At 65.0% G+C, this 23759-nt stretch carries 20 protein-coding genes and 1 pseudogene; 11 read left to right on the forward strand and 10 right to left on the reverse strand.

Annotated features, from left to right (window positions below):
* Positions 1-20 precede the first annotated feature (20 nt).
* Complete coding sequence (locus tag LWC34_RS13215; RefSeq protein WP_233725343.1) at positions 21-449, reverse strand: hypothetical protein; 429 nt, start codon at positions 447-449, stop codon at positions 21-23.
* 189 nt (positions 450-638) lie between these two features.
* Here LWC34_RS13215 and LWC34_RS13220 point away from each other — a divergent pair, with 189 nt between their 5' ends.
* Positions 639-2324 carry an ABC transporter ATP-binding protein gene (locus LWC34_RS13220; protein WP_233725344.1) on the forward strand — a complete coding sequence of 562 codons (1686 nt, stop codon included), beginning with the start codon at positions 639-641 and terminating at the stop codon, positions 2322-2324.
* On the opposite strand, the gene LWC34_RS58030 is transcribed toward LWC34_RS13220, so the two are convergent.
* On the reverse strand, positions 2314-3498 hold the full coding sequence (locus LWC34_RS58030) for a cytochrome P450 family protein (RefSeq protein ID WP_233725345.1): 1185 nt from the start codon (positions 3496-3498) through the stop codon (positions 2314-2316). The two genes, LWC34_RS13220 and LWC34_RS58030, sit on opposite strands and share 11 nt — an antisense overlap.
* A gap of 22 nt (positions 3499-3520) precedes the next feature.
* Positions 3521-4165, reverse strand: a complete 645-nt coding sequence (locus tag LWC34_RS13230) for a sulfotransferase family protein (protein ID WP_233725346.1) — start codon at positions 4163-4165, stop codon at positions 3521-3523.
* 148 nt (positions 4166-4313) lie between these two features.
* Between LWC34_RS13230 and LWC34_RS13235 the strand changes: the two genes are divergently transcribed.
* The 6 genes from LWC34_RS13235 to LWC34_RS13260 all read left to right on the forward strand — a co-directional run bounded on the left by LWC34_RS13235 (position 4314) and on the right by LWC34_RS13260 (position 8897).
* Positions 4314-4640 carry a YciI family protein gene (locus LWC34_RS13235; RefSeq protein WP_233725347.1) on the forward strand — a complete coding sequence of 109 codons (327 nt, stop codon included), beginning with the start codon at positions 4314-4316 and terminating at the stop codon, positions 4638-4640.
* Positions 4637-6595 carry a sigma-70 family RNA polymerase sigma factor gene (locus LWC34_RS13240; RefSeq protein WP_233725348.1) on the forward strand — a complete coding sequence of 653 codons (1959 nt, stop codon included), beginning with the start codon at positions 4637-4639 and terminating at the stop codon, positions 6593-6595. Before LWC34_RS13235 ends, LWC34_RS13240 begins: the two co-directional genes overlap by 4 nt.
* A 22-nt stretch (positions 6596-6617) precedes the next feature.
* On the forward strand, positions 6618-7229 hold the full coding sequence (locus tag LWC34_RS13245) for a histidine phosphatase family protein (protein ID WP_233725349.1): 612 nt from the start codon (positions 6618-6620) through the stop codon (positions 7227-7229).
* A gap of 66 nt (positions 7230-7295) precedes the next feature.
* Positions 7296-7694, forward strand: a complete 399-nt coding sequence (locus LWC34_RS13250; protein WP_233725350.1) for a VOC family protein — start codon at positions 7296-7298, stop codon at positions 7692-7694.
* The gene (locus tag LWC34_RS13255) at positions 7691-8224 is read left to right on the forward strand and encodes a YdeI/OmpD-associated family protein (protein ID WP_233725351.1); all 534 of its coding nucleotides are present in this window, start codon (positions 7691-7693) and stop codon (positions 8222-8224) included. Before LWC34_RS13250 ends, LWC34_RS13255 begins: the two co-directional genes overlap by 4 nt.
* Before the next feature lie 25 nt (positions 8225-8249).
* On the forward strand, positions 8250-8897 hold the full coding sequence (locus tag LWC34_RS13260) for a hypothetical protein (RefSeq protein ID WP_233725352.1): 648 nt from the start codon (positions 8250-8252) through the stop codon (positions 8895-8897).
* A 93-nt stretch (positions 8898-8990) separates the two neighbouring features.
* On the opposite strand, the gene LWC34_RS13265 is transcribed toward LWC34_RS13260, so the two are convergent.
* From LWC34_RS13265 to LWC34_RS13280, 4 genes are all read right to left on the reverse strand, one after another.
* A complete protein-coding gene (locus LWC34_RS13265; RefSeq protein ID WP_033387242.1) occupies positions 8991-9272 on the reverse strand; it encodes a metal-sensitive transcriptional regulator in 282 nt (93 codons plus the stop codon).
* A 49-nt stretch (positions 9273-9321) separates the two neighbouring features.
* Positions 9322-11547 (reverse strand): heavy metal translocating P-type ATPase, encoded by a 2226-nt coding sequence (locus LWC34_RS13270; protein ID WP_233725353.1) that lies wholly within the window; start codon positions 11545-11547, stop codon positions 9322-9324.
* 14 nt (positions 11548-11561) lie between these two features.
* The gene (locus tag LWC34_RS13275) at positions 11562-12500 is read right to left on the reverse strand and encodes a DUF8832 domain-containing protein (protein WP_233725354.1); all 939 of its coding nucleotides are present in this window, start codon (positions 12498-12500) and stop codon (positions 11562-11564) included.
* 158 nt (positions 12501-12658) lie between these two features.
* On the reverse strand, positions 12659-14485 hold the full coding sequence (locus LWC34_RS13280; RefSeq protein WP_233725355.1) for an acyl-CoA dehydrogenase family protein: 1827 nt from the start codon (positions 14483-14485) through the stop codon (positions 12659-12661).
* 50 nt (positions 14486-14535) lie between these two features.
* Between LWC34_RS13280 and LWC34_RS13285 the strand changes: the two genes are divergently transcribed.
* Positions 14536-14814, forward strand: a complete 279-nt coding sequence (locus tag LWC34_RS13285) for a DUF2277 domain-containing protein (protein ID WP_233725356.1) — start codon at positions 14536-14538, stop codon at positions 14812-14814.
* Here LWC34_RS13285 and LWC34_RS13290 read toward each other — a convergent pair.
* The 3 genes and pseudogenes from LWC34_RS13290 to LWC34_RS13300 all read right to left on the reverse strand — a co-directional run bounded on the left by LWC34_RS13290 (position 14811) and on the right by LWC34_RS13300 (position 17549).
* Positions 14811-15557 carry a DUF899 domain-containing protein gene (locus tag LWC34_RS13290; protein ID WP_233725357.1) on the reverse strand — a complete coding sequence of 249 codons (747 nt, stop codon included), beginning with the start codon at positions 15555-15557 and terminating at the stop codon, positions 14811-14813. The genes LWC34_RS13285 and LWC34_RS13290 overlap by 4 nt on opposite strands.
* Before the next feature lie 447 nt (positions 15558-16004).
* Positions 16005-16604 (reverse strand): annotated as a pseudogene (locus LWC34_RS13295) (dioxygenase family protein); the annotation flags it as partial.
* 39 nt (positions 16605-16643) lie between these two features.
* Complete coding sequence (locus LWC34_RS13300) at positions 16644-17549, reverse strand: helix-turn-helix domain-containing protein (protein WP_233725359.1); 906 nt, start codon at positions 17547-17549, stop codon at positions 16644-16646.
* Positions 17550-17718: 169 nt separating this feature from the next.
* Between LWC34_RS13300 and LWC34_RS13305 the strand changes: the two genes are divergently transcribed.
* The 3 genes from LWC34_RS13305 (at position 17719) to LWC34_RS13315 (ending at position 22982) form a co-directional block, all read left to right on the forward strand.
* A complete protein-coding gene (locus LWC34_RS13305) occupies positions 17719-19236 on the forward strand; it encodes an Nramp family divalent metal transporter (protein ID WP_233725360.1) in 1518 nt (505 codons plus the stop codon).
* A gap of 1196 nt (positions 19237-20432) precedes the next feature.
* Positions 20433-22319 carry a DNRLRE domain-containing protein gene (locus LWC34_RS13310; RefSeq protein WP_233725361.1) on the forward strand — a complete coding sequence of 629 codons (1887 nt, stop codon included), beginning with the start codon at positions 20433-20435 and terminating at the stop codon, positions 22317-22319.
* 27 nt (positions 22320-22346) lie between these two features.
* Positions 22347-22982 (forward strand): RHS repeat domain-containing protein, encoded by a 636-nt coding sequence (locus tag LWC34_RS13315; protein WP_233725362.1) that lies wholly within the window; start codon positions 22347-22349, stop codon positions 22980-22982.
* The last annotated feature ends 777 nt before the right edge of the window (positions 22983-23759 follow it).

Below are 23759 nucleotides of genomic sequence, written 5' to 3' on the forward strand. Positions count from 1 at the left end.
GCAAATGTTGGTCCACGAGTTCACCCTGATCTGCGGAAGGCTTGGAACTCGTACTCTTCCACGTAGAAGGCCACGAGCACGTCTCGCGAACCGGCCAGCAGCGTGATCTCCTCGCTGCGGACCTTCACGATCTGCTCGAGCCAGTCGGGCACGATCGTGCGAACCGACAGCCAGGGGAACATCCACAACCCGGTCGAGACGTACCAGCGGTCACACGAGCCGGATAACTCCACGAAATCCCGCATCCAGCCCGCGACATTCGCGGCGGTCAAGGGCAGAGTGGTATCGGGAACCGCTGTCGTCGGGCGCGTGTCATCCAGTGCGGGGCGGACCCAGCTGGGCAGCATCGCCCACTGGGCGAAGCCGCCAGGCTCCAATGTGGAGAGTCGGTCGTGCAGGGTCTTGGCCCGCATCAACTGAACGCGCCGCTCGTGGGCCTCGGATCGCATCGAGACGATCATACCGCTGTTCGTCGCAACGGAGAAAATCAATCGCAGTATCGGGCCGGGCACGGCAGCATGTGCGGTTCCGCTGTTCTGGGAAGGGGTCACATGACAGCGCGCCGACAAGCGATCTTGCTGGCACTTCGATATTACTGGCACGAACTGGTCCGACAAAGACGATATTCGATCCCCGCGATGCTGTTTCCGGCCTTTGGCAACACGTGCATCCTGTACATCGCGCCGCTCGCGGTCGCCCAACTCGCCGGTCATCTGGCGAGCGGTGGCACGAACGTCGTGCCGTACGTGGTTGCCTTCGCGGGTTTGATGTTGCTGGCCGAACTGTTCTGGCGGATCGGCTTGCACATGCTCAACCGCGCGGGCGGGTTGGGCAGCGAACACCTCAACACCTTCGCCATGCAGGCCCTGCTGGCCAAGGACGCCGCGTTCTTCCACGACAACTTCGCGGGCTCACTGACCAAACGGGAGCTCAGCTTCGCCAGCCGGTACGTCGACATCCTCGACACACTGGCGTTTCAGGTGGTCTCGAGCGTGATCCCGCTCGGCTTCGCCTCGGTCATCCTGTGGACCTATGACCCTGTCCTGGTTTTGGTCATGATTGGCATGATCACGGTGACCGGCGTCGCTGTGGCGCCGTTGATCAAGCGGCGCCAGGTGCTCGTGGACAAGCGGGAAGCCGCTATCGCCAGGGTTTCCGGACATGTCGCGGACAGCCTCACGAACATGGAGACGGTCCGTGCTTTCGCCGCAGAGGAACGTGAAGCGGCCGAGCATCGCTCGCGTGTCGCCGAGCACCGCAGGCTCACGGTTCGCTCATGGGACTACGGCAACCTCAAGATCGACATGGTGGTCGCGCCGCTTTACGTGCTCACCACGGCTTTGGGGCTGCTGCTCGCGGTCAGCCTCGGCAATGTCGGAGTGGAGGAGGTCATCGTGACCTTCACGTACTTCACCGCCGCCACCCGGATCATGTTCGAGTTCAACCAGATCTACCGGCGGATCGAGAGCTCGCTGACCGAAGCCGCCCAGTTCACCGAGCTTCTGCTGGACTCACCGAAGGTCGTCGACCCGGACAACCCGGAGGAACTCAAGCGCACCAAGGCAGACGTGCACTTCGACAACGTGTCCTTCACCCATGCGGGCGCGTCGTCACCGCTGTTCACCGGGCTGAACCTGACTGTCCCCAACGGTACGAAGGTCGGTCTGGTCGGCCGGTCCGGCGGCGGCAAGAGCACGCTGAGCAAGCTGTTGTTGCGGATGATGGACATCCACGGCGGCCGGATCATGATCGGCGGCCAGGACATCAGCAAGCTCAAACAGGCCGACCTGCGCAGCCTGATCGCGTACGTCCCACAAGATCCGGCGATGTTCCACCGGACCCTCAAGGAGAACATCGCCTTCGCCCGGCCGGGTGCGACCGATGAGGAGATTCTGCGCGCGGCCAAGGCGGCGCACGTGGCCGAGTTCGCAGTCGATCTGCCACAAGGGTTCGACACGCTCGTTGGTGAGCGTGGCGTCAAACTGTCCGGCGGGCAACGGCAACGCGTGGCGCTCGCCCGAGCGATCCTGCGTGACGCCCCGATCCTACTGCTCGACGAGGCAACGAGCGCGCTGGACTCGGAGAGTGAAATCCTTGTCCAGCAAGCACTCTGGCAGCTCATGGAGAACCGGACCGCGATCGTGGTCGCGCACCGGCTGAGCACGGTCGCGCAGATGGATCAGCTGGTCGTACTGGACCAGGGCGAGATAGTTGAGCGAGGCAGCCACAGCGAACTGCTTGAGCTCGACGGCACCTACGCCAGGCTTTGGCAGCACCAGTCCGGCGGTTTCCTGGACGACACCGATCAGCCGATCAGTCGATAAGCACGTCAAGGCGGGTGATCCCGTTGATGAGCAGGCTCGGATACCGCTCCGGCTCGTCGGCGGGATTGGCCAGCCGCGGCCTGGGGAAGCGGTCAAGCAGATCGTTGACCGCGACCCTGGCTTCAAGGCGGGCAAGCGGAGCACCGAGACAATGGTGGATTCCGTGACCGAAAGCCATGTGCTGGTTGTCGTCCCTGGTGATGTCGAGCTGGTCCGGGGAGGAGAACCGGCGAGGGTCCCGGTTCGCCGACGACAAGGTCGGCAGCACGACCTCGCCTGCGGGAATGGTGACGTCGCCGATCCGCACAGGCGCGTTGGTCTTGGCCGGGATGGTGACCATGGCCGGGCCGTCGTAACGCAGCAGTTCCTCGACGGCTGACGGGACCAGTGACCGGTCGGCTCGTAGTTTGTCCAGTTGGGACGGATGGCTGAGCAGGTTGTACATGCCTGTGGCGATCAGGTTGACCGTGGTTTCGTGGCCTGCGACGAGCAACAACACCATCATCGATGTGAGCTCGTCGTCGGTCAGCTTGTCGCCACCATCGCGGACCGTGATCAGCTCAGAGAGCAGGTCCTGCTGAGGCCTGGCACGCCGTTGCGTGATCATGTCGCGCATCAGGCCGACCATTTCGGTGGCCGCGTCGACGTAGGTCTCGGCCGAGTACACCGGGCCATTGATGGCGATCTGCGACAGGCGCCGGAACTCGTCGCACTGCAACGCCGGAACACCGATCAGCTCGCAGATCACGGTGATCGGCAGGGGATAGGCGTATTCGCTGACCAAGTCGACCGGCGAACCATCGAGCGAGTCAAGCAATGCTGCACTGATCTGCTTGATCCGCGGCTCGAAGGTCTCAATCCGCCTGCGGGTGAACACGGCGGAGACGAGTTTGCGCAGCCGTGTGTGGTCGGGCGGGTTGGCCATCAGCATGTGCGTGTTCATCGCCGCGAGCAGATCGGCGGGAACGTGGTCCTGGTGCGGGAATTCGGTGATCGACTTGACGATGTCAGGGTGTGCCAGTGCTTGCCGCGCCTCGGCGTGCCTGGTGATCAGCCAGACGGGTACGCCGGTGAACAGCGTGACCTTTCGCACCGGCCCGCTCTCGATGAGGGAGGTGAAACCCGCGTACCGAGCCGTAGCGGTCGTTTCGGTGAAAGGTGAGACATCGTTCACCTGACCACACTAGCCGTTCTGCCTACGTGGCCATGTCCTGCGCACGGCCACTGATGATCTTCGTGACGTTGTCCCGGAACGAAGCCGAGTCATTGGACCGGGGGAACGGCACATCCGGAACCTCGACACCAAGGAACGCGCACAGCGGCTCCCAGCCTTCGCTGACCTCGTACACGAGAAGCCGGGATGGGTCGACGGCGGCGCGCACGGTTTCGTTGTGCTTGTTGAACACGGCGATCATGTCGGCCTCGGCCAGATCCCGGCGGAATCCTCGGCTCGCCATCGCCTCGGAGAACGGGGCAAGCAGGGCCGCGAGGTTCTGGTCGATGTTCTCGTTGCGGATCGGGCTGAGGATGGTCGCCCGGGCGCTGTCGTACCACTTCTTCGGATCACGCACGCTGAGCAGCACCTTGGCCGACGGATAGAGATCCATCATCTCGCGCCAGAGCAGACAGCCGGGGAAGTCCAGCGTCGCGCGGTAGTCACGCAGCAGCTCGGGCAGGACGCTCGGGTCGCCGTTGAGCGCGGTCGTCCACTGGACGGTGGTGCTCGGCTGTTTGAGGACTTCGCTCATGTGGTGGCAGGGATCGAAACCGAGCAGCTCGACTGCCCGCTTCAACGACGCCGTTCCGGTACGGCCGAAACCGGCCCCGATGATCTCGACCATGCGCACCCGCCCTTTTAGAGCCGCCGTGAAGAGATCATGACCGTACCTGGCGGTGATCACCTAGATCCACCCGTGGGAGCATTCCCTGTCACATCGCTGGTACGACGTGAGGGTGTCTGAAACACCACCGAACAGAAGGGTCGAACCGATGCGATACCTGATGATGGCGATGCGGACCGAGAACGAGACGCCGCCGGACGAGGCGCTGTTCGTCGAAATGGACAAGTTCGTCAAGGAGCTGTCGGCCGCCGGGATTCTGGTCGCCACCGGCGGCCTCGATCCGGTTGGTATGCAGGTCGTGGCCAAGGACGGCGAGATCACCGTGACCGATGGGCCCTACACGGAGGCCAAGGAGACGGTCGGCGGGTTCGCACTGATCGACGTGCGGTCGGTCGAGGAGTTGCACGAGGTCTCCCGGCGGTTCATCGCGATCACCGGTGACGGTGTCGGCCGGATTCACCAGGTCTTCTCGTGACCGATGCCCATCGAGCGGTCGACGCGGTCTGGAAGCTGGAGGCCGCGAAGATCATCGGCGGGCTGACCCGGATGGTGCACGACGTCGGACTGGCCGAAGAGCTGGCACAGGACGCGCTCGTGGCGGCGTTGGAGCAGTGGCCGGAGTCCGGCGTCCCGGCAAACCCGGGCGCCTGGCTCATGGCCATCGCCAAACGCCGCGCCATCGATCACATCCGCCGCGCCAAGCTGGCCCAGAGTAAGCAGGCGCAGGGCAAGCAGGCCGACCTCGTCGGTGAGGACGACGAGCCGCCGCAGGACGACGACGTCCTGCGGCTGATGTTCATCACGTGCGATCCGATCCTGCCAGCCGGTGACCGCGCCGCGCTGACCTTGCGGCTGCTCGGCGGGCTGAGTCCGGCGGAGATCGCGCGGGCGCTGCTGACGTCCGAACAGAACATCACCCAGCGCATTGCGAAGGCGAAACGAACCCTGGCAGCGAAGCCGCGAACGAAGGCTGCCGAGATCCCCGCGGTCCTCGAAGTGACCTATCTGATCTTCAACGAAGGCTATTCGGCCACGTCCGGTGACGATCTGATGCGGCCGGGGCTGTGCCTCGAAGCGTTGCGGCTCGGTCGAATGCTGACCACCCTCGCGCCGCGGGAAGCCGAAGTCCATGGTCTGGTGGCGCTGATGGAGATCCAGGCGTCCCGGCAGGCCGCGCGAACCGGGCCGCGGGGTGAGCCGATCCCGTTGCCCGAGCAGGACCGCGGCCGGTGGGATCCGCTGCTGATCCGGCGCGGCTTCACCGCGATGCTGCGCGCCCGTGACATCGGCGGCACGCCAGGGCCGTACGTCCTGCAGGCCGCGATCGCGGTGTGCCATGCACAGGCGAAGTCCGCACAGGACACCGAATGGGTCCAGATCTGCAATCTGTACACGGCTTTGGTGCGGCTGGTGCCGACACCGGTCGTGCAGCTCAACCGGGCGGTCGCGTTCGGCAAGGCGTACGGTCCCGAAGCTGGTCTGGCGATGGTCGACAGACTCCTCGACGATCCGACTTTGCGTGATTACCACTTCCTGCCCAGTGTCCGGGGCGACCTGCTCGAGCAATTAGGACGCTGTTTCGATGCCCGTCTTGAGTACGAGCGCGCCGCATCGCTGACCAAGAATGCTGCCGAGCGCGCGTTTCTGTTGCGGCGCGCGGAGTCCATCGTCCTTGAGGTCGTTGGGCCCACGTTGGGCGAAGCCACCGTTGAGTTTCTTTCGCGGACCGATTTGGACGCGGCCACACTTCGTTCGTACGGCCAGACTTTGCATCGGCTGTGCCGGACATTGGGGGAGCAGCTGCCTATTGCTTCTCTGAACTCCGACCAAGTGGTACGTTTTTTCGTGACAGTGTGGGGAAAGGCGGCCCCGAAAACGTGGAACCGGCATCGCAGTGCGATCCGGACGTTCGGTGCGTGGGCCGGATTGTCCGGTCTGGACGCTGGGCTGGAGCGACGGACCGAACCGCCTGCGCGGGCAAGGAATCTCCAACCGGCCCGGCTGGACATGGTGTGGCGCCTCGATGCCGGGATCCGGGAACGGACTTTGTGGCGGCTACTGCACGAATCCGGAGCCGCCGTGACAACAGTGTTGTCGTTGAACGTCGAGGACATCGAGTTTTCGCAACGCCGTGCCCGCGCCGGTCGGACGTGGGTCACGTGGCGTTCCGCGACAGCGAAACTGTTGCCGGAACTGCTTGCTGGACGAACTCGTGGCCCGGTTTTCCTCGCTGAACGCAAGTCAGTTCCCGCGCGGATGCCCAGCGCGGCGGACCTGTGTCCGGAAACCGGACGCGGGCGGCTGTCGTACCCGCGCGCGGAATACCTGTTCAAGCAGGCCACGCGGCCGCTGGATCCCAGTGGCGATGGATACACTTTGAAACAGCTGAAACCGGGCAACCGTGCTCGCTCCGGAGCGTCCCCCAGATAGAGATCCACATCCGGGAGGCAGCATGGGCAGCCGCTATCTGTTTCTGACCAGGCACGGAGAAGCGCTGCCGGACCAGACGGCATTGACCGGCATCGGCTGTCGCCAGTCGGTGCAGCTCGGTCGCCGGCTGAAACAGGTGCCGTTCGACGCGATCTACCACGGCCCGCACGCCAAGGCTGAACAGACCGCGAAGCTGATCGCCGCGGAGATCGGAAACGTGCCGCTGCATTCGGTCGCGGCGGCCGGGGACTACATCCCATACGTACCCACGCGTGAAGAGTTGCCGGACGCCGCGTTGAGCAGTTTCCTGAGCCAGTTCAACATCCTGGAGCGGCAGCGCGGCGCCAAACTCGTCCGGCAGGCGATGGAGCAGTTCACCGGCCCGACCGCCGATGACAAGGATCGCTACGAGCTGCTCGTCACGTACAACTACCTGGCCGGATGGCTGGTCAACCAGGCGCAGGGCTCGCCCCGGTGGCGGTGGCTGACACTCGATCACGCCAACGCGGCGCTGACGATCATCCGGTACTCGCCCGAGCGCGCGCCGACGCTCCTGGTGTTCAACGACATGGGTCATTTGCCCGCTGACCTGCGGTGGACCGGATTTCCGGGAGAATTTCAGCTGCTCGCCTGAAAGTGCTCACTCGGTGAGCACTTTGACTCGCAGACTGGTGGCAACTTCAGGCAGAAGGAGCCAGTGATGATGCGAGGACTAGCCACCGTGAACATCACCGCCGCGGACGTCCCGGCGGCCGTGGCCTGGTACAGCGAGGTGCTCGGGATCGAGCCGTACTTCTCCCGCGAGGTTGACGGGAAGGTCGCGTATGTCGAGTTCCGCGTCGGCGACTACCAGCACGAACTGGGGATCGTCGACGCGAAGTTCCGGCCGGATCCCGGCTCGGAGCCGGGCGGCGCGATCGTGTACTGGCACGTGGACGACGTTCAGGCGGCTTTCGACCGGTTGATCGACCTTGGCGCGAAGGTGTACATCCCGATCATCGAACGCGGACCGGGATTCGTGCCCGCGTCGGTGGTCGACCCGTTCGGCAACATCCTCGGGATCATGTACAACAAGCACTACCTGGAGATCTTGGGATGAGCACGTTTTACGCGAGTACCACAGCGGAATGGCGTGCCTGGCTTGCCGAGAACAGCGATTCGGCCACGGAGATCTGGCTGATCCTGCACCACAGATCCAGCGACGTCCCGAGCCCCGGGTATCACGAGGCGATCGAACAGGCGCTGTGTTTCGGCTGGATCGACAGCCACCATCGAAAGCGTGACGCGACCAGTTCGCAGCTGCGCTTCAGCCCACGGACCGCCCGCAGCTCGTGGAGCCAGCTCAACCACGACCGCGCGGCCCGCATGATCGCACTCGGCCAGATGACGCCACGCGGCCAAGCCCTCATTGATCACGCCAAGGCCAACGGAATCTGGGACGCGCCAACGGTCCCAGAGGACCTCCAGGCTTTGCTGGTCGGTGACGCGGCGACGAACTTCGCGTCCTTTCCGCTGTCCTCACAACGGCTGATCCTGGAGTGGATCAGGTCGGCGAAAAAGCCGGAAACCCGGCAACGCAGAATCGTGCAGACCGTGTCGATGGCCGCGCGCAACCTTCGCGCCCGCTGATCCAGCGCGATGAATAAGGTGTGCCATGGCCTTTCGCACGCTGATGATCGCCACTCTGGTGGCGTTCACGTTGGTCGCGCCGCCCGCGCTCGCGGCGCCGAATGACACCCTTTCGATCGCCAAAGCGCGTACCCAGCCGTTAGGCAGCGTGGTCACTGTCAGCGGGACCGTGACCACGCCGTCGGGCGCCTTCGAATCGAGCTTCTTCGACAAAGGCTTCGGTTTGCAGGACGCCACTGCCGGTATCTACATCAGCACCGCCGACAACCTCAACGCCAACCCGGGCAGGAAGGCGACGGTCACCGGCACCCTGAAGGACAGCTTCGGCTTCCTGATTCTGGTGCCGACCGACGTCGACCTCGGCCGGACTGGTCCGCAGGTGCAGCCGAGGTGGTCTAGCACCAAGGCGGTGGGGGAGCAGAGTGAGGGACGTCTCGTGCGGGTCGTCGGCAAGATCACCAAAGGTCCGCTGAACGACCTGCCGTACGGCTACAAGTTCTGGATCGATGACGGCTCCGGCGAGAAGCAGATCTTCGTCAACACGCAGACCGGCATCGACGTCTCGGCACTCAAGCTCGGCCAGGTCGTGGTGGCGGCCGGACTGAGCGGCCAGTTCGAAGCTGAGTACGAAGTACTGCCGCGCTCGCCCAAGGACCTGCTGGTGTTCGGCTGAAAGCTGACCTGGCAAAAAGGGTAGGTCGTGAGTGTTTTTGCCGGTTAGAACCGGCAAAAACACTCACGAGGGTCGACCAGGGGGAATGGGGCGTCAGGAGCGGACCAGGCGGGCGATGGCCTCGCTGGCTTCCCTGACCTTTTCCTCCGCGTTCTCGCCGCCTTGTGCGATCGCCTCGGCGACACAGTGCTTCAGGTGCTCGTCCATCAGGCCGAGCGACACCGCCTGCAATGCCTTGGTAGCGGCCGAGATCTGCGTCAGCACGTCGATGCAGTACTCGTCGTTCTCGACCATCCGCTGCAGCCCGCGGACCTGGCCTTCGATCCGCCGCAGCCGTTTGAGGAACGCTTCCTTGTCCCCGGTGTATCCCCGCATGTCCTTCTCTCCCTCGTTCACACCCGGCACACCAGCTTAAGCGAATGCCTCACCGGAAGCGACGCAGCCGCAAGCTGTTGCTCACCACGAACACCGAGCTGAACGCCATCGCCGCGCCCGCGATCATCGGGTTGAGCAGCCCGGCCATGGCCAGCGGCAGTGCCGCGATGTTGTACGCGAACGCCCAGAACAGGTTGCCCTTGATCGTGCCGAGTGTCCGGCGCGCCAGCCGGATCGCGTCGACGGCGGCCAGCAGGTCGCCACGCACCAGCGTCAGGTCGCTCGCTTCGATCGCCACGTCAGTTCCGGTTCCCATGGCAAGACCGAGATCGGCCTGTGCCAACGCGGCCGCGTCGTTCACGCCGTCGCCGACCATCGCGACAACCCGGCCTTGGGCCTGAAACTTGCTGATCACCTCGACCTTGTCCTTCGGCATGACCTCGGCGATCACCTCGTCGATGCCGACCTGTGCGGCGATCGAGTGGGCCACGGCCGAGTTGTCCCCGGTGAGCAGCACAGGCTTGAGGCCCAACGCACGCAGCTTGGTGATCGCTTCGGCGGACGTCGGCTTGGCCGTGTCGGCGACAACAAAAACCGCCCGAGCCGCGCCATCCCAGCCAACCGCCACCGCGGTATTGCCGTCCTTCTCCGCGCCAGCCTTGGCGGCCGCCAAATCCGCGGGCAGCTTCTGGCTCCACGAATCGAGCAACGCCGTGCGCCCGGCAATGACCACCTGGCCGTCGACAATGCCTTGCACCCCAAGGCCTTCAAGATTCTTGAAATCCTCGACCGCGGGCAGGTCACCGAGTTTGTCGGCAGCGGCACGCGCGATCGCCTGCGCGATCGGGTGTTCGGACGCCTTCTCCAACGCGCCAGCGAGCCGCAGAGCTTCCTCATCGCCGACGCCGTCAGCGACGTGAATGTCCACAAGCGACATCTGGCCGGTGGTCACGGTGCCGGTCTTGTCCAGCACCACAGTGTCGATGCGGCGAGTGGACTCCAGCACCTCCGGGCCCTTGATCAGGATGCCCAGCTGTGCGCCACGACCCGTGCCGACCAGCAAGGCAGTCGGAGTGGCCAAACCGAGCGCACACGGGCACGCGATGATCAGCACAGCAACGGCAGCACCGAACGCCATCGCGCTCGAACCGCCCGCGCCCAGCCAGAACGCCAACGTGCCAACGGCGAGAGCGATCACGATCGGCACGAAAACCCCGGAAATCCGGTCAGCCAACCGCTGCACGTCCGCTTTACGCGTCTGCGCGTCCTCCACGAGCTTGGCCATCTGGGCAAGCTGCGTGTCCGCACCGATCCGCGTCGCGCGCACGACCAACCGTCCGCCCGCGTTGACCGTCGCGCCGACGACCTTGTCCTCAGGCTCCACCTCAACCGGGACGGACTCGCCGGTCAGCATGCTCGCGTCGACCGCCGAGCTGCCTTCCTCGATCACGCCATCGGTCGCGATCTTCTCGCCCGGCCGGACCACGAACCGGTCGCCGACAGCGAGCGTGTCGATCGGGATACGCACTTCACGACCGTCCCGCAGCACGGTCACATCCTTGGCGCCCAGCTCAAGCAGTGCCCGCAGCGCCGCACCGGCCCGCCGCTTGGACCGTGCCTCGAAGTATCGGCCCGCGAGGATGAACGTGGTCACGCCCGCGGCGACTTCGAAGTAGATGTTGCCCGCGCCACTGACCCGTTCGATGGTCAGCTGGAACGGATGCGTCATCCCTGGCACGCCCGCAGTGCCCCAGAGCAGCGCGTACAGCGACCAGGCGAACGCGGCCAGCGTGCCCATCGAGATGAGGGTGTCCATTGTGGCCGCGCCGTGCCGCAGGTTCTGCCAGGCCGCACGGTGGAACGGCCACGCCGCCCAAACCAGCACCGGCCCGGCCAACGCCAGCGAAATCCACTGCCAGTACGTGAACTGCAATGCGGGGACCATGGCCATCGCGATCACCGGAATGGACAGCACGATCGCGCCGATCAGCCGCTGCCGCAACGACTTCAGCGGATCCTCGGCTTCAGCGGGTTCGGGTTTTTCCGGCTGTGGCAAGGTCGCGGAGTACCCGGCCGCCTCGACCGTCTCCACGAGAGTGCTGGGGTCGAGTTCAGCCGGGAAGGTCACCTTGGCCTTCTCGGTGGCGTAGTTGACCGTCGCGGTCACGCCGTCCAGCTTGTTCAGCTTGCGCTCGATGCGGTTGGCGCACGAGGCGCACGTCATGCCACTGATGGCCAGTTCGATCTGCTGACCGGTGGCGACATCCGATGTCATCGAAATCTCCCTGGTCAGTGGCCGTGGCCGTCGTTGGCGTGCGTCGTCGGTTGGGCAGGCGGGGCCGTGCCCTCGGTTGTCACGGTGAAGTCCGCGGTCCGGACCTCGCCGTTGTGCTGGAAGTCCAAGAACAGCCGGTACGTGCCGCTGGACGGGACCTCAGCGAAGAAGGTTATGCCAGGTCCGGCCGGTGTCTTGCCGTCGCCCGGCGTGCCGTCCGGGTGGACGTGCAGGTAGGCCAGATCGCCGGTGCGCAGTGCGACCAGATGACCATATGCGCCCAGGTAGGGCTGCAAATCGGTGACGTCCTTGCCGTCGCGGCTGACCGTGAGCGTGACCTTGGACGACTGGCCCGGGACGAGCGCGCCGTCGAGTTTGACCTCGTAGCCATCGACTGTGGACACCCGGAAATCGCGGTAGGTCACCGGCTGGAAGTTGCCAGGGGCGGCCAGGTCGACGCCGAGGGTGAGCTTGCTGCCCCCAGTGGGCTTGAAATCGGCGAACGCGCGGTAACTGCCCGCCTGGGTGAGCGTCAACGGCACGGTCCACGTGCCGTCCGGCGCCATCTCCGGGTGTACGTGCTGGAATCCGGCGAGGTCGCGGCGGACGACGATCAAGTGCATCCGCTTGTCGTGTTCGACGTCGAACGCCGTCAGCGCGCTCCCGTCGTTCTTGGTGATCTTGAAGGCGAACGGGGTGGTGGTTCCCGTGGCGAACGTCGTGCTGGACGGCTGGAAGTGGTAACCGTCCTTGGCCGACGCCAGACCGGCGGGACCCTCGCTGCTCGCCGCGCCCATGACTGTGACAGTGCCGCTGTGGGAGTCCGTGTGGGCCGGGGCCGTGTTCGCGGCGTCGGCGCCAACGGGTCCGACAGCGGTGCCGATCGCCCAGGCGCCGCCGGCGACCAGGACGAGCGCCGCACCGTAGGCGGTGAGCCTCGTGGCTGTGTTCATCATCAGTCCTGTTCTCGGGCTGAGTGTGCGGTCAACGGCCTGGTCGGTACCCAGCTTACCCCCTACCCGTATCCGGAACCGACGTGGCCGTAGTCATGTTTATACCCCCCGGGGGTATGGATGGGCAAGGGGTGTCCAGGTCGCGCAGCACCTGCTTGTTAAGGGATCGCGAACGCGTCGACCAACGTGCCAGCCTGCCCGCGCAGGGCCTTGCACAGCGCGTTGACCTCGGCAGTCACCTTCTTCGAGCGAGCCGCGCTGATCCGCCCGTGCTCAAGGAACCAAGCGCGATCAGCCTCGATGGCCGACAGCGCGTACAGGTCGCACACCTGCTCCAACAGGCCCTTGACCTCGGCATCCGTGCATCCCTCGACCGCGGCAACGAAAGCATCGAAGATCAACCGATCGATGTGCACTCGCCCAGCCAGCAGCACATGGTCCTGCACATCGTTGAACACGTCGAACGGATCAGAATCCGAAGCCGCGGCGGCACGCAGTCGCCGGGCGAGGCCTTCGAGAACGTGCTGCTCACGCCCCTCGAACAGGCTCCGATGCCACGCACGCGACCGAACATCGTCGTCGAACTGGGAGATCACCTGACGCGCGGCGATCCGTTCCAGCACGCTGCCCATGAGCTGCTCGGCCACCAGACGCGCGGTAGCGATCGGGCTCAGATCAGCGAAGTTGTCGCGATAATCGGTCAACAGTCCTTTCGCGACCAGTTGCAGCAGAACGGTGTTGTCGCCCTCGAACGTGGTGAACACGTCCGTATCCGCCTTCAACGCAGGCAATCCACTGTCCGCGAGATATCCCGCGCCGCCGCACGCCTCGCGTGCCGTTTGGATGGTGCTCGTGGCGTGCCAGGTCGTGACGGCTTTCAGCCCAGCGGCCCTGGATTCCAGCTTCCGCTGGGCGATGGGGTCCGGTGTGGACGCGCTCTGCACGTCAGCCAACATGCCGGTCAGCTCATCCTGCGCGAAATGCAGCGCGTACGTCTTGGCCAGCGGGATGAGCAGTTTCCGTTGGTGGGCAAGGTAGTCCAGCAACGGAACCTCGGTGTCCGAGTCCGGTTTGCGGAACTGGCGCCGAGTTTCCGCGCGCCGGATCGCGATCGTGAGCGCCCGTTGGGACGCGCTGCCCGCTGCGCCCGCGACGCTGATCCGCCCGCGTACCAACGTGCCGAGCATGGTGAAGAACCGGCGGCTGTCACTCTCGATCGGGCTGGTGTACTGGCCATCGTCGGTCACGTCGCCGTACCGGTTGAGCAGGTTCTCCTTGGGAACACGGACGTCGTCGAACCACAACCGGCCGTTGTCCACGCCGTTCAGCCCGGCTTTCGCGCCGCAGTCCGCGATCCGCACGCCCGGCATCGGAAAACCTGTCGCATCGCGAATGGGCACGAGGAACGCGTGCACGCCATACGACCGGTCACCGACGATGAGCTGCGCGAACACCACAGCCATCCGCCCGTCACGCGCGGCATTGCCGATGTAGTCCTTGCGGGCATCATCGTCCGGAGTGTTCAGAACGAACTCGCCCTTGTCGTACCGCGCGGTGGTGCGCAGGTGCTGGACGTCTGATCCGTGCCCGGTCTCGGTCATCGCGAAGCAGCCGGGCAAGGCGAGGGACATGATGTCCGGCAGGTACTTCGCGTGATGCCGTTCCGTGCCGAGCATTTGGACGGCTCCGCCGAACAGTCCCCACTGGACACCCGCTTTGACCGACAGCGACAGGTCGCCGTAGCCGAGCATCTGGAAGGCCACGACCGAGCCGCCGATGTCACCTTCGCCGCCGTACGCCTTGGCGAAGCCGAGCCGGGAATGCCTGCTCGCGGCCAGTTCACCCAGCTGATCGAACACTTGCGCCCGATGCGCCTCGATGTCCAGCCCGACGGTGTCCGAGGCGGTCAGGTGTTCCCGCAGCTCACGGCGCAGTTCGCGGTAAGGGCCGTCGAGGACCTCGGTGAGCCTCGCAGGTTCGATCATGGTTCATGTTTACCCGACCGTAGCCGCACTACACGTCATATCCTGGCGGCATGTGCCGGAACATCACCACATTGCGTGGTCTGGAACCCGCCGCGACACCGGCGGAGATCGAGGCCGCCGCGCGCCAGTACGTCCGCAAGGTCAGCGGCGTCCAGTCGATATCGGACGCGACCCGTGACGCATTCGAGGCGGCCGTCGCCGAGGTCGCGGCGACGACCACACGCCTGCTGGAATCGCTGCCTGAACGGCGCCAGCCGCCTGCGACCGTGCCCCCGCTGCGCAGGCCGGAAGTCCAAGCGCGACTGGCAGCCAAAGGCAAATCCTCCTAGTGGAAGCCACCGTCCCGGCCGAGGGTCTCCACGGGAGTCGCGCCGGGACGGGTCCACTGTGGCACCGGGCGGCTCGTCTCGCCCCAAGTCGGGTTGCCATCCGCGTCCGAACGCCAGGTCCAGCACGCATGACGCCCCTCAGGCCAACCTTCAGGGTTGTCCTCCCAGGTCTCGCCGCGACCGTATGGCGTCATGTCGAGAAGGCCCATAGATGCGTTGACCGCCTCGACGCCACGGCCGGTCGTGGAGTACGTGAGGAACACGCGGTCGCCGTCGCGCAGGAACGAGGTAATGAACCCCATCTCACCGCCGACCGGCTCAGGTAGGTCCCGCACGGAATACCAGGGCTGGGTATAACCCATGAACTCGACAAAGGCCGCCACTTCGTCCCATTTGCCCGCGGTGACCACGGCATACGAGACGCCACGTGCGTTGAGGTACGCAGCGCCTGGCAGGTGCCACGCCACGGCCGTGCAGCCTTCGCATTGCCCCTGGTGCGGTGCGCCGTCCCACCACATGTGCTTGTAGATCACGAGCTCGTCGCGCCCTTGGAACAGGTCCAGGAACGGCACCGGTCCGTCGGGTCCGACGACCTTGACTGAACCGTCAATCTCCACCATCGGCAGTCGACGGCGGGCCGCGGCGATGGCGTCTCCCTCGCGGGTGTGGGCCTTTTCGCGGACCAGGAGCTCGTCACGGGCGGCCTGCCAGGTGGCGAGGTCGGTGATAGGTGGGTGTGTCATGTGTCCTCCCTGATGTCGTCGTACAGAGGAATAGACACACTGGTCGCCCGAAACTCATCGCTGAAGCAACGTTTGGCGCAGTCCCTTTCGCTGAATGGCCGACTGCGGTCAGCGAGAAGCGTTCCCGGGTGACCATCGAGATCCGGCTGCTGGTCGAGGGAGAGAGTGTGGTCGCCCCTTCGTGGTGGGCGGAGGAGAGTTACTCGCTCATGGCGTCGGGTCTCCGACCCCGAGGGCAGTTCAGTGGAGACGGAGTTCGCGTACTGGCCGTTGGCGCACCCCGAACAAAGGGGGCCGGTGACTGTCCCGATTGGACCGGATGGGACGGCCGCAGTCTCGCAAAGCGAAGTAACGAGATGAGGCGAACCGCGACGCCGGGCCATCGTCGTCGCGGTTCGCCGTACCTGGTGCCCAGACCACCACCACGCCAACTGCGATCCGGGGCTACTGCGACACGTTCAGCACGAAATCAAACGCGGCCTCACGCCTACCGCCAACGTTCCGAACCGTCATAAGCAACCGTCGGTCGAACAACGCGTCGGTGTTGTTGCGCGGCTCCCCAGGGAAGTACAGCTGCGTCGTGAGCACAGGACGGTTCGGTGCCTGCACTTTCACGTGAATGTGCCTGGTGCGGCCGGGGTAGAGGCCGGGCACGATCGTCGTGAGGGAGAAGGCGCCTTGTGCGTCGGTGAACTGGTGGCCACGGAACCGGTAGCCGATGTTGTCGTAGGCACCGTTGTTGTCCGCCTGCCAGAAGTCCAGTAGGGCATTGGCCAACGGCAAACATTTCAGCCCGAACACGTATCCGCTCACCTTGAGCGGTGTGCCGACCGTGCCGGGTTGGACGAGAGAGGTGCGGCGAGGCGAATTCGGCTTGAAATAAGGGCCTTCCATCTGTGGCGGGGTCGGGTCGTCGCCGTCGTCACAAGCAGGAGTGAGTGGTGGGATGTCGGTACTGCTGCGAGCGAGCGTGGGGGCCGCGACGATCGCCGCAGGCACGGCGAGCGCGGCTCGCAGTACTGTCTTCCGGCTGGGAAGGTTGTCCATGCCTGCTCCTTGTGCGCGCGTGGGACAGTCACCACGAACCTAAGGAGCCGGTTTCTCGCTGACGATGGACTGGTTCGGCCAGTCATGGTGTTTTTCCCGGAAGTCACCGGGCGACCCGCCCGTCTCCCGCCGGAAAAACCGGCAGAAATAAGCGGAATCAGCGAACCCGATCCGATACGAGATCTGCCGCACGGTCAGATCGGTCCTGATCAGCAGCCGTTTCGCCTCCCGAATACGCGCCTCCCGAATGAGCTGAGAAGGCGTGCGGCCGGTCGCGGTCTTGACGACATCGGTGAGATAGCCAGGCGTAACCCCGATCTGATCGGCGTACTCCCGCACAGTCCAGAGATCGGTCCTGGCGGTAAGACTGGTGAACTTCTGTGCCACAGCACTGGCTCTGGCCGGGCTCGGTCCAGGAACCTCCGTCAGCCGCGCGGCCCTGGCGATGATCACATGCAGCAGCGCGCGCAGCACGGATTCGCTGCCATCCTGGAATTCCAGATGAAGCTCGTCGATCAGGCGTCCCATCCGTTGGTGCGACTGATGATCAAGACTGAGCCACGGCCGTTCGCTCAAACGCCTGAGCAATTCGCGGTCCGTGGGGTGATCAACGAGGAAGTCGTCTGTGAAAAGGGTGACAAAGCCGTTGAGGTGCTGGGCATTCTCCCAGTGATGCACCTGCCCAGGCACAATCACGCAGAGGTGCGGCGGTTTCAACTCCCATCGGGCGAGGTCGACCACGTGTGTACCGGTCCCGCTGGTGACGTACACGATCTCGTGAAACGTGTGCCGGTGCGGGAAAGGCGCGCGCGACAACGGCCCGATCGTGTCGAACGTGCCCATCGCGAACGGCATGGCATCAGCGACTTCGAGCCGATGGATCGGCGGTTCTCCATTGCGTGGGGTGAGGCAGGGAGTTCCGGGCGGAACCGTCGTGCCACGCATGGCAGTCCTCCCGTCATTGCGAGGTCCAGACCAGTAATGCTTACACCCAGGTCACCCCTCGTGAGTGGTTAGCAGGGTTAGAACACGTCTAACCACTCACGAGGTTGACCTGGGTGCGCGGGGAGGTGCTTACTGTCCGGATCGTGAAGTTCTGGTCAGGAGGTGCTCGATGGCCGATATCGATCCTCAAGCCCAGCGACAATCCGAGTATCCGCTGGGGGTGAGCCGTCCGCCGCTGGACGTTGCCGATCTGCCAAAGCCGGAGGAAGTCTTCAAGGTCAGCAAGCTCGGCCCACGCCAGATCATCCAGTTCGTGATCGGACCGAGCCTGATCGCGCTCGGTATCTCGATCGGCAGTGGGGAATGGCTGCTCGGACCACAGGCGGTCGGGTCGTTCGGGTTCATCGGCATCGGCTGGGTCATCACGGTCTCCGCGGTCCTGCAAACCTTGTACAACATCGAGATCGCTCGATATGTCGTTGCCACCGGCGAGGTACCGGTTGTTGGGTTCGGCAGGATTCCGCCGGGATGGAAACTCTGGATTCCGTTGTCGCTGGTGGTTTTCTACTTCGCGTTCATCTTCGGGGGATGGGCGGCCGGGGCCGGACAGGGGCTGTTCGCGTTGATCGCAGGCCGGGTGCACCAGCCTGGCGAACTGGAGTACGTAAGGCTCTTGGGAATCGGCCTGCTGCTCGTGGTTTTCCTGATCACCGCGCTCGCTCGCAAAGTCTCGAGGGCGCTTGAGCTGGCGAACTGGGTCATGGTCGGCACGCTTCTGCTTGTCCTGCTGGTCGTCACCATCGCCATCGTCCCTGGGAGTGTTTGGTGGGACGGCGTTACCGGTCTGCTCACGCCCGCCGCGCCGCCCGAAGGTATCACCGCGACCCAACTCGGCGCGCTGGCTGGGTTCACCGCGCTGGCGTCCGGACTGAACTGGTACGCGATGAATCACTATCGGGACAAGGGTTACGGCATGGGCCACCGCGTCGGGTTCATCTCCGGGATGCGCGGCGAACGCACGGAGATCAAGCCGGTCGGAGTCACTTTCCTTGACACGCCAGAGAACACCGCGTTGTGGAAGCGTTGGTATCGGCTGCTGCGGGTGGACATGTGGGCTGTTTTCTTCGCTGGTGCGATGATCGGCATGCTGCTGCCGACCATCCTGATGTCCCACTTGGTCGCCACGACGGGCAAGGAGCCGACGGCCGCCAACGTTCCGACGTATACCGCGGAGAACCTTGGCGCACTGTACGGATCGGGCATGTTCTACCTGATGCTCTTGGTTGGCGTGCTGATCCTGTTCTCCACACAGCTGGGCATCTTCGAGGCGTTGGTTCGCAACTTCATCGACGCGATGCACGCCACCAGCCCGAAGTTGCGCGCGCGGATCGAGGGTGACCCGAGGCGCTTCTATTACCCGTTCATGGTGCTGCTGCTCGCAATTATCGCGCTTGCGATGCATCTCGCGCTCCCGGTTCAACTGGTGCAGATCTCCGCCAACATGTCGAACCTTGGCGCTCTCATGTTCCCGTTCGCGTTGATGTACCTCAACAGTCGACTGCCCAAGGCCGCGCGCCCGAGGGCGTGGCACTATGTCATATTGGTTCTGAATGTCTTGTTCTTCGGGTTCTTCTTTGTGAACTTCGTCTACGAGTTCTTCACCGGAGGCGCACTGGTGCGGTTCTGACCTGCGACGGAATCAAACGGGAATCGCCTGCCAGCACTGTCGATCTGTTTGGCGACCGCCGAACACGGATCGCACAGGGCTGGAGAATCCATGAGACGTGCCCTTCCCGGGCGTTACAGACCCGAAAGACAACCATCGAAGAGGATCGCGGCCGCAGTGGCCGCGATCCTTGTGTGGGAGGGGATTTTCGCCAGCGGTGACCTCATCGAGGTCGCTGAGGCGGCACCGCAAGCACCACCGGCCGCGGCGACGGAGGCCGCCGACATCCCGTCCGCGGTCATCGCGGCGCGGTTGAGTGGCAAGCGGGTCGAAGCACTGGCTGCTCGCACGGAAACGTCCACCACGTGGGCAAACCCGGACGGCACGCTGACCACCGACTCGTACGCGGGCCCGATGCGCTACAAAGCCGGCGACAAGTGGATCGAAACCGACGCCACGTTGCTCAAACTGCCCGACGGATCGGTCGCCCCGAGGTCGCAACCCTCAGGGCTGAAACTGACCGCGTCCGACGCTGCCAGGTCAGCGCGCGCGGACGCACCGCGCGACCTCGCCTCGATCGGATCCGGCGAGCATCAGGTGACGTTGCAGTGGAAAGGCGCCCTGCCGGAACCCGTCCTGGCAGGACCGAAGGCGACCTATCGGGACGCTTTGCCCGGTGCTGACGTCATCGTCGAGGCCACGCGGACCGGCTTCGAGCAGTACGTCGAGCTCAAGCACCGCAATGCGGGCGCGTCGAGCTACACGTTGCCGCTGAAAACCACCGGCGCCAAGGTGAACCAACAGCCGGACGGCAGCGTGGTCTTCACCGACAGAAAGACCGGTGTCCCGCTGGGCACCATGCCACAGCCGGAGATGTGGGACTCCACTGTGGACGCACGGACCGGCGAGCACACCCGCCGCGCCCCAGTCGGACTGAAAGTCGTGCCGACCGCGACCGGTGCTGACCTGGTGCTGACGCCGGACGCGAAGTTCCTCGCCGACCCAGCGACCAGATTCCCTGTCATGGTCGACCCGGCCACGTCCTCGGTGTACGGCGCCTTCGACGCGTTCGTGCAAGAGGGATACAACACCGACCAGTCGGCAGCGACCGAACTCAAGCTGGGCAACAACGGGTCCGGCCAGGTCGCGCAGTCGTTCATCAACTGGAACACCTCAGCCATCGCGGGAAAGCAGGTCACGGCGGCGACGCTGAACCTGTGGAACCACCACTCGTGGTCCGGTCCTGCACTGCCAAGAACTGGGAGGTGTACTCCGCCGAGCTGGCGTCGACCGCGTCCCGCTGGACGAAACGGCCGAATCTGCTCGGTGAGCGGGCCGCGGTCTCCAACCAGACCAAGGGCGGTTCGGGCTGCGCCGAGGGTTACGTCACCGCCAACGTCACCTCGTTGGTGCAGGGCTGGGCGAACCAGGGCCTCGCCACCGCCGGGATGGGCCTGAAGGCGGAGAACGAGTCGGACAGCTTCTTTTGGAAGCGGTTCAACTCCGGCAACGCCACCAAGAACGTGCCGTTCATCTCGGTCACATACGACTCGGCGCCACAGCCGGGCAAGGACCTGACCATCGCGCCGCCAGGATTCACTTACGGCGGCAGGGCAATCGTCAACTCGCTCACCCCAAGCCTGACCTACCAGGCAGGTGACGCGACCGGCGGCAAGGTCCAGGCGCTGTTCCAGGTGTTCGACGCGAACACCGAACTGCTCGTCACGGAGGTCCGGGTTCCGGACGCGCCGTCCGGGACCCGCGTCACCGGTGTGGTCCCGGCTGGGCAGCTGCAACACGGGCGTCCGTACAAGTTCCGTGCCACGAGCGACGGTTCGGCAGGCAACCCCGCTTGGTCGGACTGGCTCGTGTTCGATGTGGACACTGCGGCGCCGTCGGCGCCGACGCGGATCACGTCGGAGGACTACCCGACCGGTCAGTGGGTCAAGGGCGCTGGGGAATCCGGTGTGTTCACCGTGACCCCGGTCGGCGGCGACCAGCACTGGCTGGAATGGAGCCTCAACAACGGTTCGTGGACCAAGGTACAGGTCGGCACGACGACCTCCCCGGTCGGTATCCCGATCACGCCGGACCAGGACGGTACGAACGTGCTGCAGGTCCGTACGGTCGACAAGGCGGACAACCGTTCCGAGGCGATCAGCTACCAGTTCCACGTCGGCGCCGGTGCCGTGCAGACGCCCAACGAGGGTGAGCGCGCGGCCCGCCGGGTCCTGTTGACCGCTGAGGCGGACGGGCAGAAGTTCGACAAGGTGACCTTCACGTGGCGTCGCGCCGAGACCGACCCGTGGACGCAGGTCCCGCCCGCGAATGTGGTCGCGAGCGGCAAGCCGCTCACCACGTGGCCGCTTCCGTTGGCAGCAGGCAAGAACGCGCCGGTCACCTGGAACGTCACCGACACCGTGAACCCGGACGGCAACGTCCAGGTGCGCGCGGAGTTCACCGGTCCGAACGGCGCGACGGGCGCGAGCGGGCCGAGTGAGCTCGTGGTTGACCGCAACGCCGAAAGCGCGGAGTCGCAGGAAGTCGGGCCTGGCTCGGTCAACCTGCTGACTGGCGAGTACTCGATGACCGCGCAGGACGCCTCGGTGCTCGACCTGTCGGTCAGCCGGAGTGTGTCGTCGCGTCGGCCGGACTTCGGTGCCAAGCAGGAAGGCCAGGCACCGATCTTCGGCAAGGAGTGGGTGTCGGGCACGGTCGCCGAGGTGACCGAGTCGGACTTCAGCCACATCCGCAAGACATCCAACACCTCGCTGGACGCGGTGCTGCAGGACGGTTCCACGGTCCGGTTCACCTCGCGCACCGGCGGTGGCTGGGTGCCAGAGCCCGGCTCGGAATCCTTGACACTGGCGGGTTCTTTCACCGGGACCTTCACGCTCACTGAGACCGAGGGCACGTCGACCACGTTCGCCAAGGCAGACCCGGCGGCAACGACGTGGCAGGTGACCAGTTCGCAGAATCAGGGCCAGGCCAACTCGACCACCCAGGTCGTGTCGCAGACGGTGGCCGGACCGAACAACACCAAGCTGGCAAGGCCGTGGCGGCTGATCGCGCCGAGCACGTCCGTCCCGGCGAGCACGTGCTAGACCACGCCGTCCACCAAGGGTTGCCGGGTGCTGGAGTTGGTCTACGCCAGCGCGACAACGGCTTCGGCTACCGCGTTGGGTGACTTCAAGGATCAGGTGACCGAGATCCGGTTGTGGGCAACGGATCCTGGCGCGTCCGCGGCTACTTCGACCACAGTGTCGAAGTACGCCTACGACCAGCAGGGCCGGTTGCGTGAGGTCTGGGATCCCCGGATCTCACCCGCGTTGAAGACCGCGTACGCCTACGATGCCGCAGGTCGCGTGGACACTGTGACCGAACCTGGTCAGCTGCCGTGGACGCTGGTCTACGGCAACGCGGGCGGTGTGACCGGCGGCGATGGCATGCTGCTCAAGGCAAGCAGGCCGACGTTGAAGCAGGGCACAACGGACCAGATCGAGAGCACCGCGACGACGACCATCGTCTACGACGTGCCCTTGACCGGACCGAAGGCGCCGCAACAGATGGGCGCCGCGGATGTAGCGGTGTGGGTCAGCAGGACGTCCCGACGGACGCCACGGCGGTGTTCCCATCGGACACTGTTCCGTCCGCCAACAACGGCTCGCAGCTCACCGCTGCCAGCTATCAGCGGGCGAGTGTTCGCTACGTCAACGCCTCCGGCCGTCAGGTCAACGAGATCGACGCGGCGAAGAACACCTCGGTGACCGAGTACGACAAGCAGGGCAACGTCGTCAAGGAACTGACCGCGGGCAACCACGCCCTCGCACTCGGCAAGTCCCAGGCGGACAAGGACGAGCTGAACCGTCTCGGCATCTCGGGGCTGTCACCGGCCCAGCGGGCCGAGCTGTTGTCAACCAAGTCCACGTACGACCTGATCAACCGCGGCCGCAAGCTGGAGCAGCTTGATCCGCTGCGGATCGTGCGGCTGGAGAACGCGTTGACCACTGTGCTGCCCGCGGAAGCCACGATCGCCGCACGGCCGCGCACGGTCAACCAGTACGACGTTGGGCGGCCGAACAACGGCTCGGCCGTGGTCCAGGACCAGGTCACCAGGACGACGGTCGGCGCGCAGCCGCTGGCGTACCCCGATCTGACCGCGGACGCCAGGGTCAACGAAACCCTGTACGACTGGGGCAAGGGGCTCGTTGTCAGGTCCACTCAGGACGTTGGTGGACTGAACATCACCCGTGCGACGGAGTACGACGAGCAGGGCAGGGTCACGAAGTCGACGCAGCCCAAGTCGAACGGCACCGACGCGGGCACGACCGTGACGAAGTACTGGTCCGCGACGGGCACTGGTGCCTGTGCGGGCAAACCGGAATGGGCGGACCAGATCTGCACGACCGGACCGGCTGGGGCGATCACCGGCGGCGGCAGCAACCCGTCGCAGCTGCCCACATCAACGACCGAGTACAACCGGGAAGGCAAGCCCGCCAAGGTCATCGAGACGGCCAACGGTGTCACCCGTACGACGGTCACCG

The sequence above is a fragment of the Kibdelosporangium philippinense genome (assembly GCF_021390435.2).
Taxonomy (GTDB): Bacteria; Actinomycetota; Actinomycetes; order Mycobacteriales; family Pseudonocardiaceae; genus Kibdelosporangium; species Kibdelosporangium philippinense.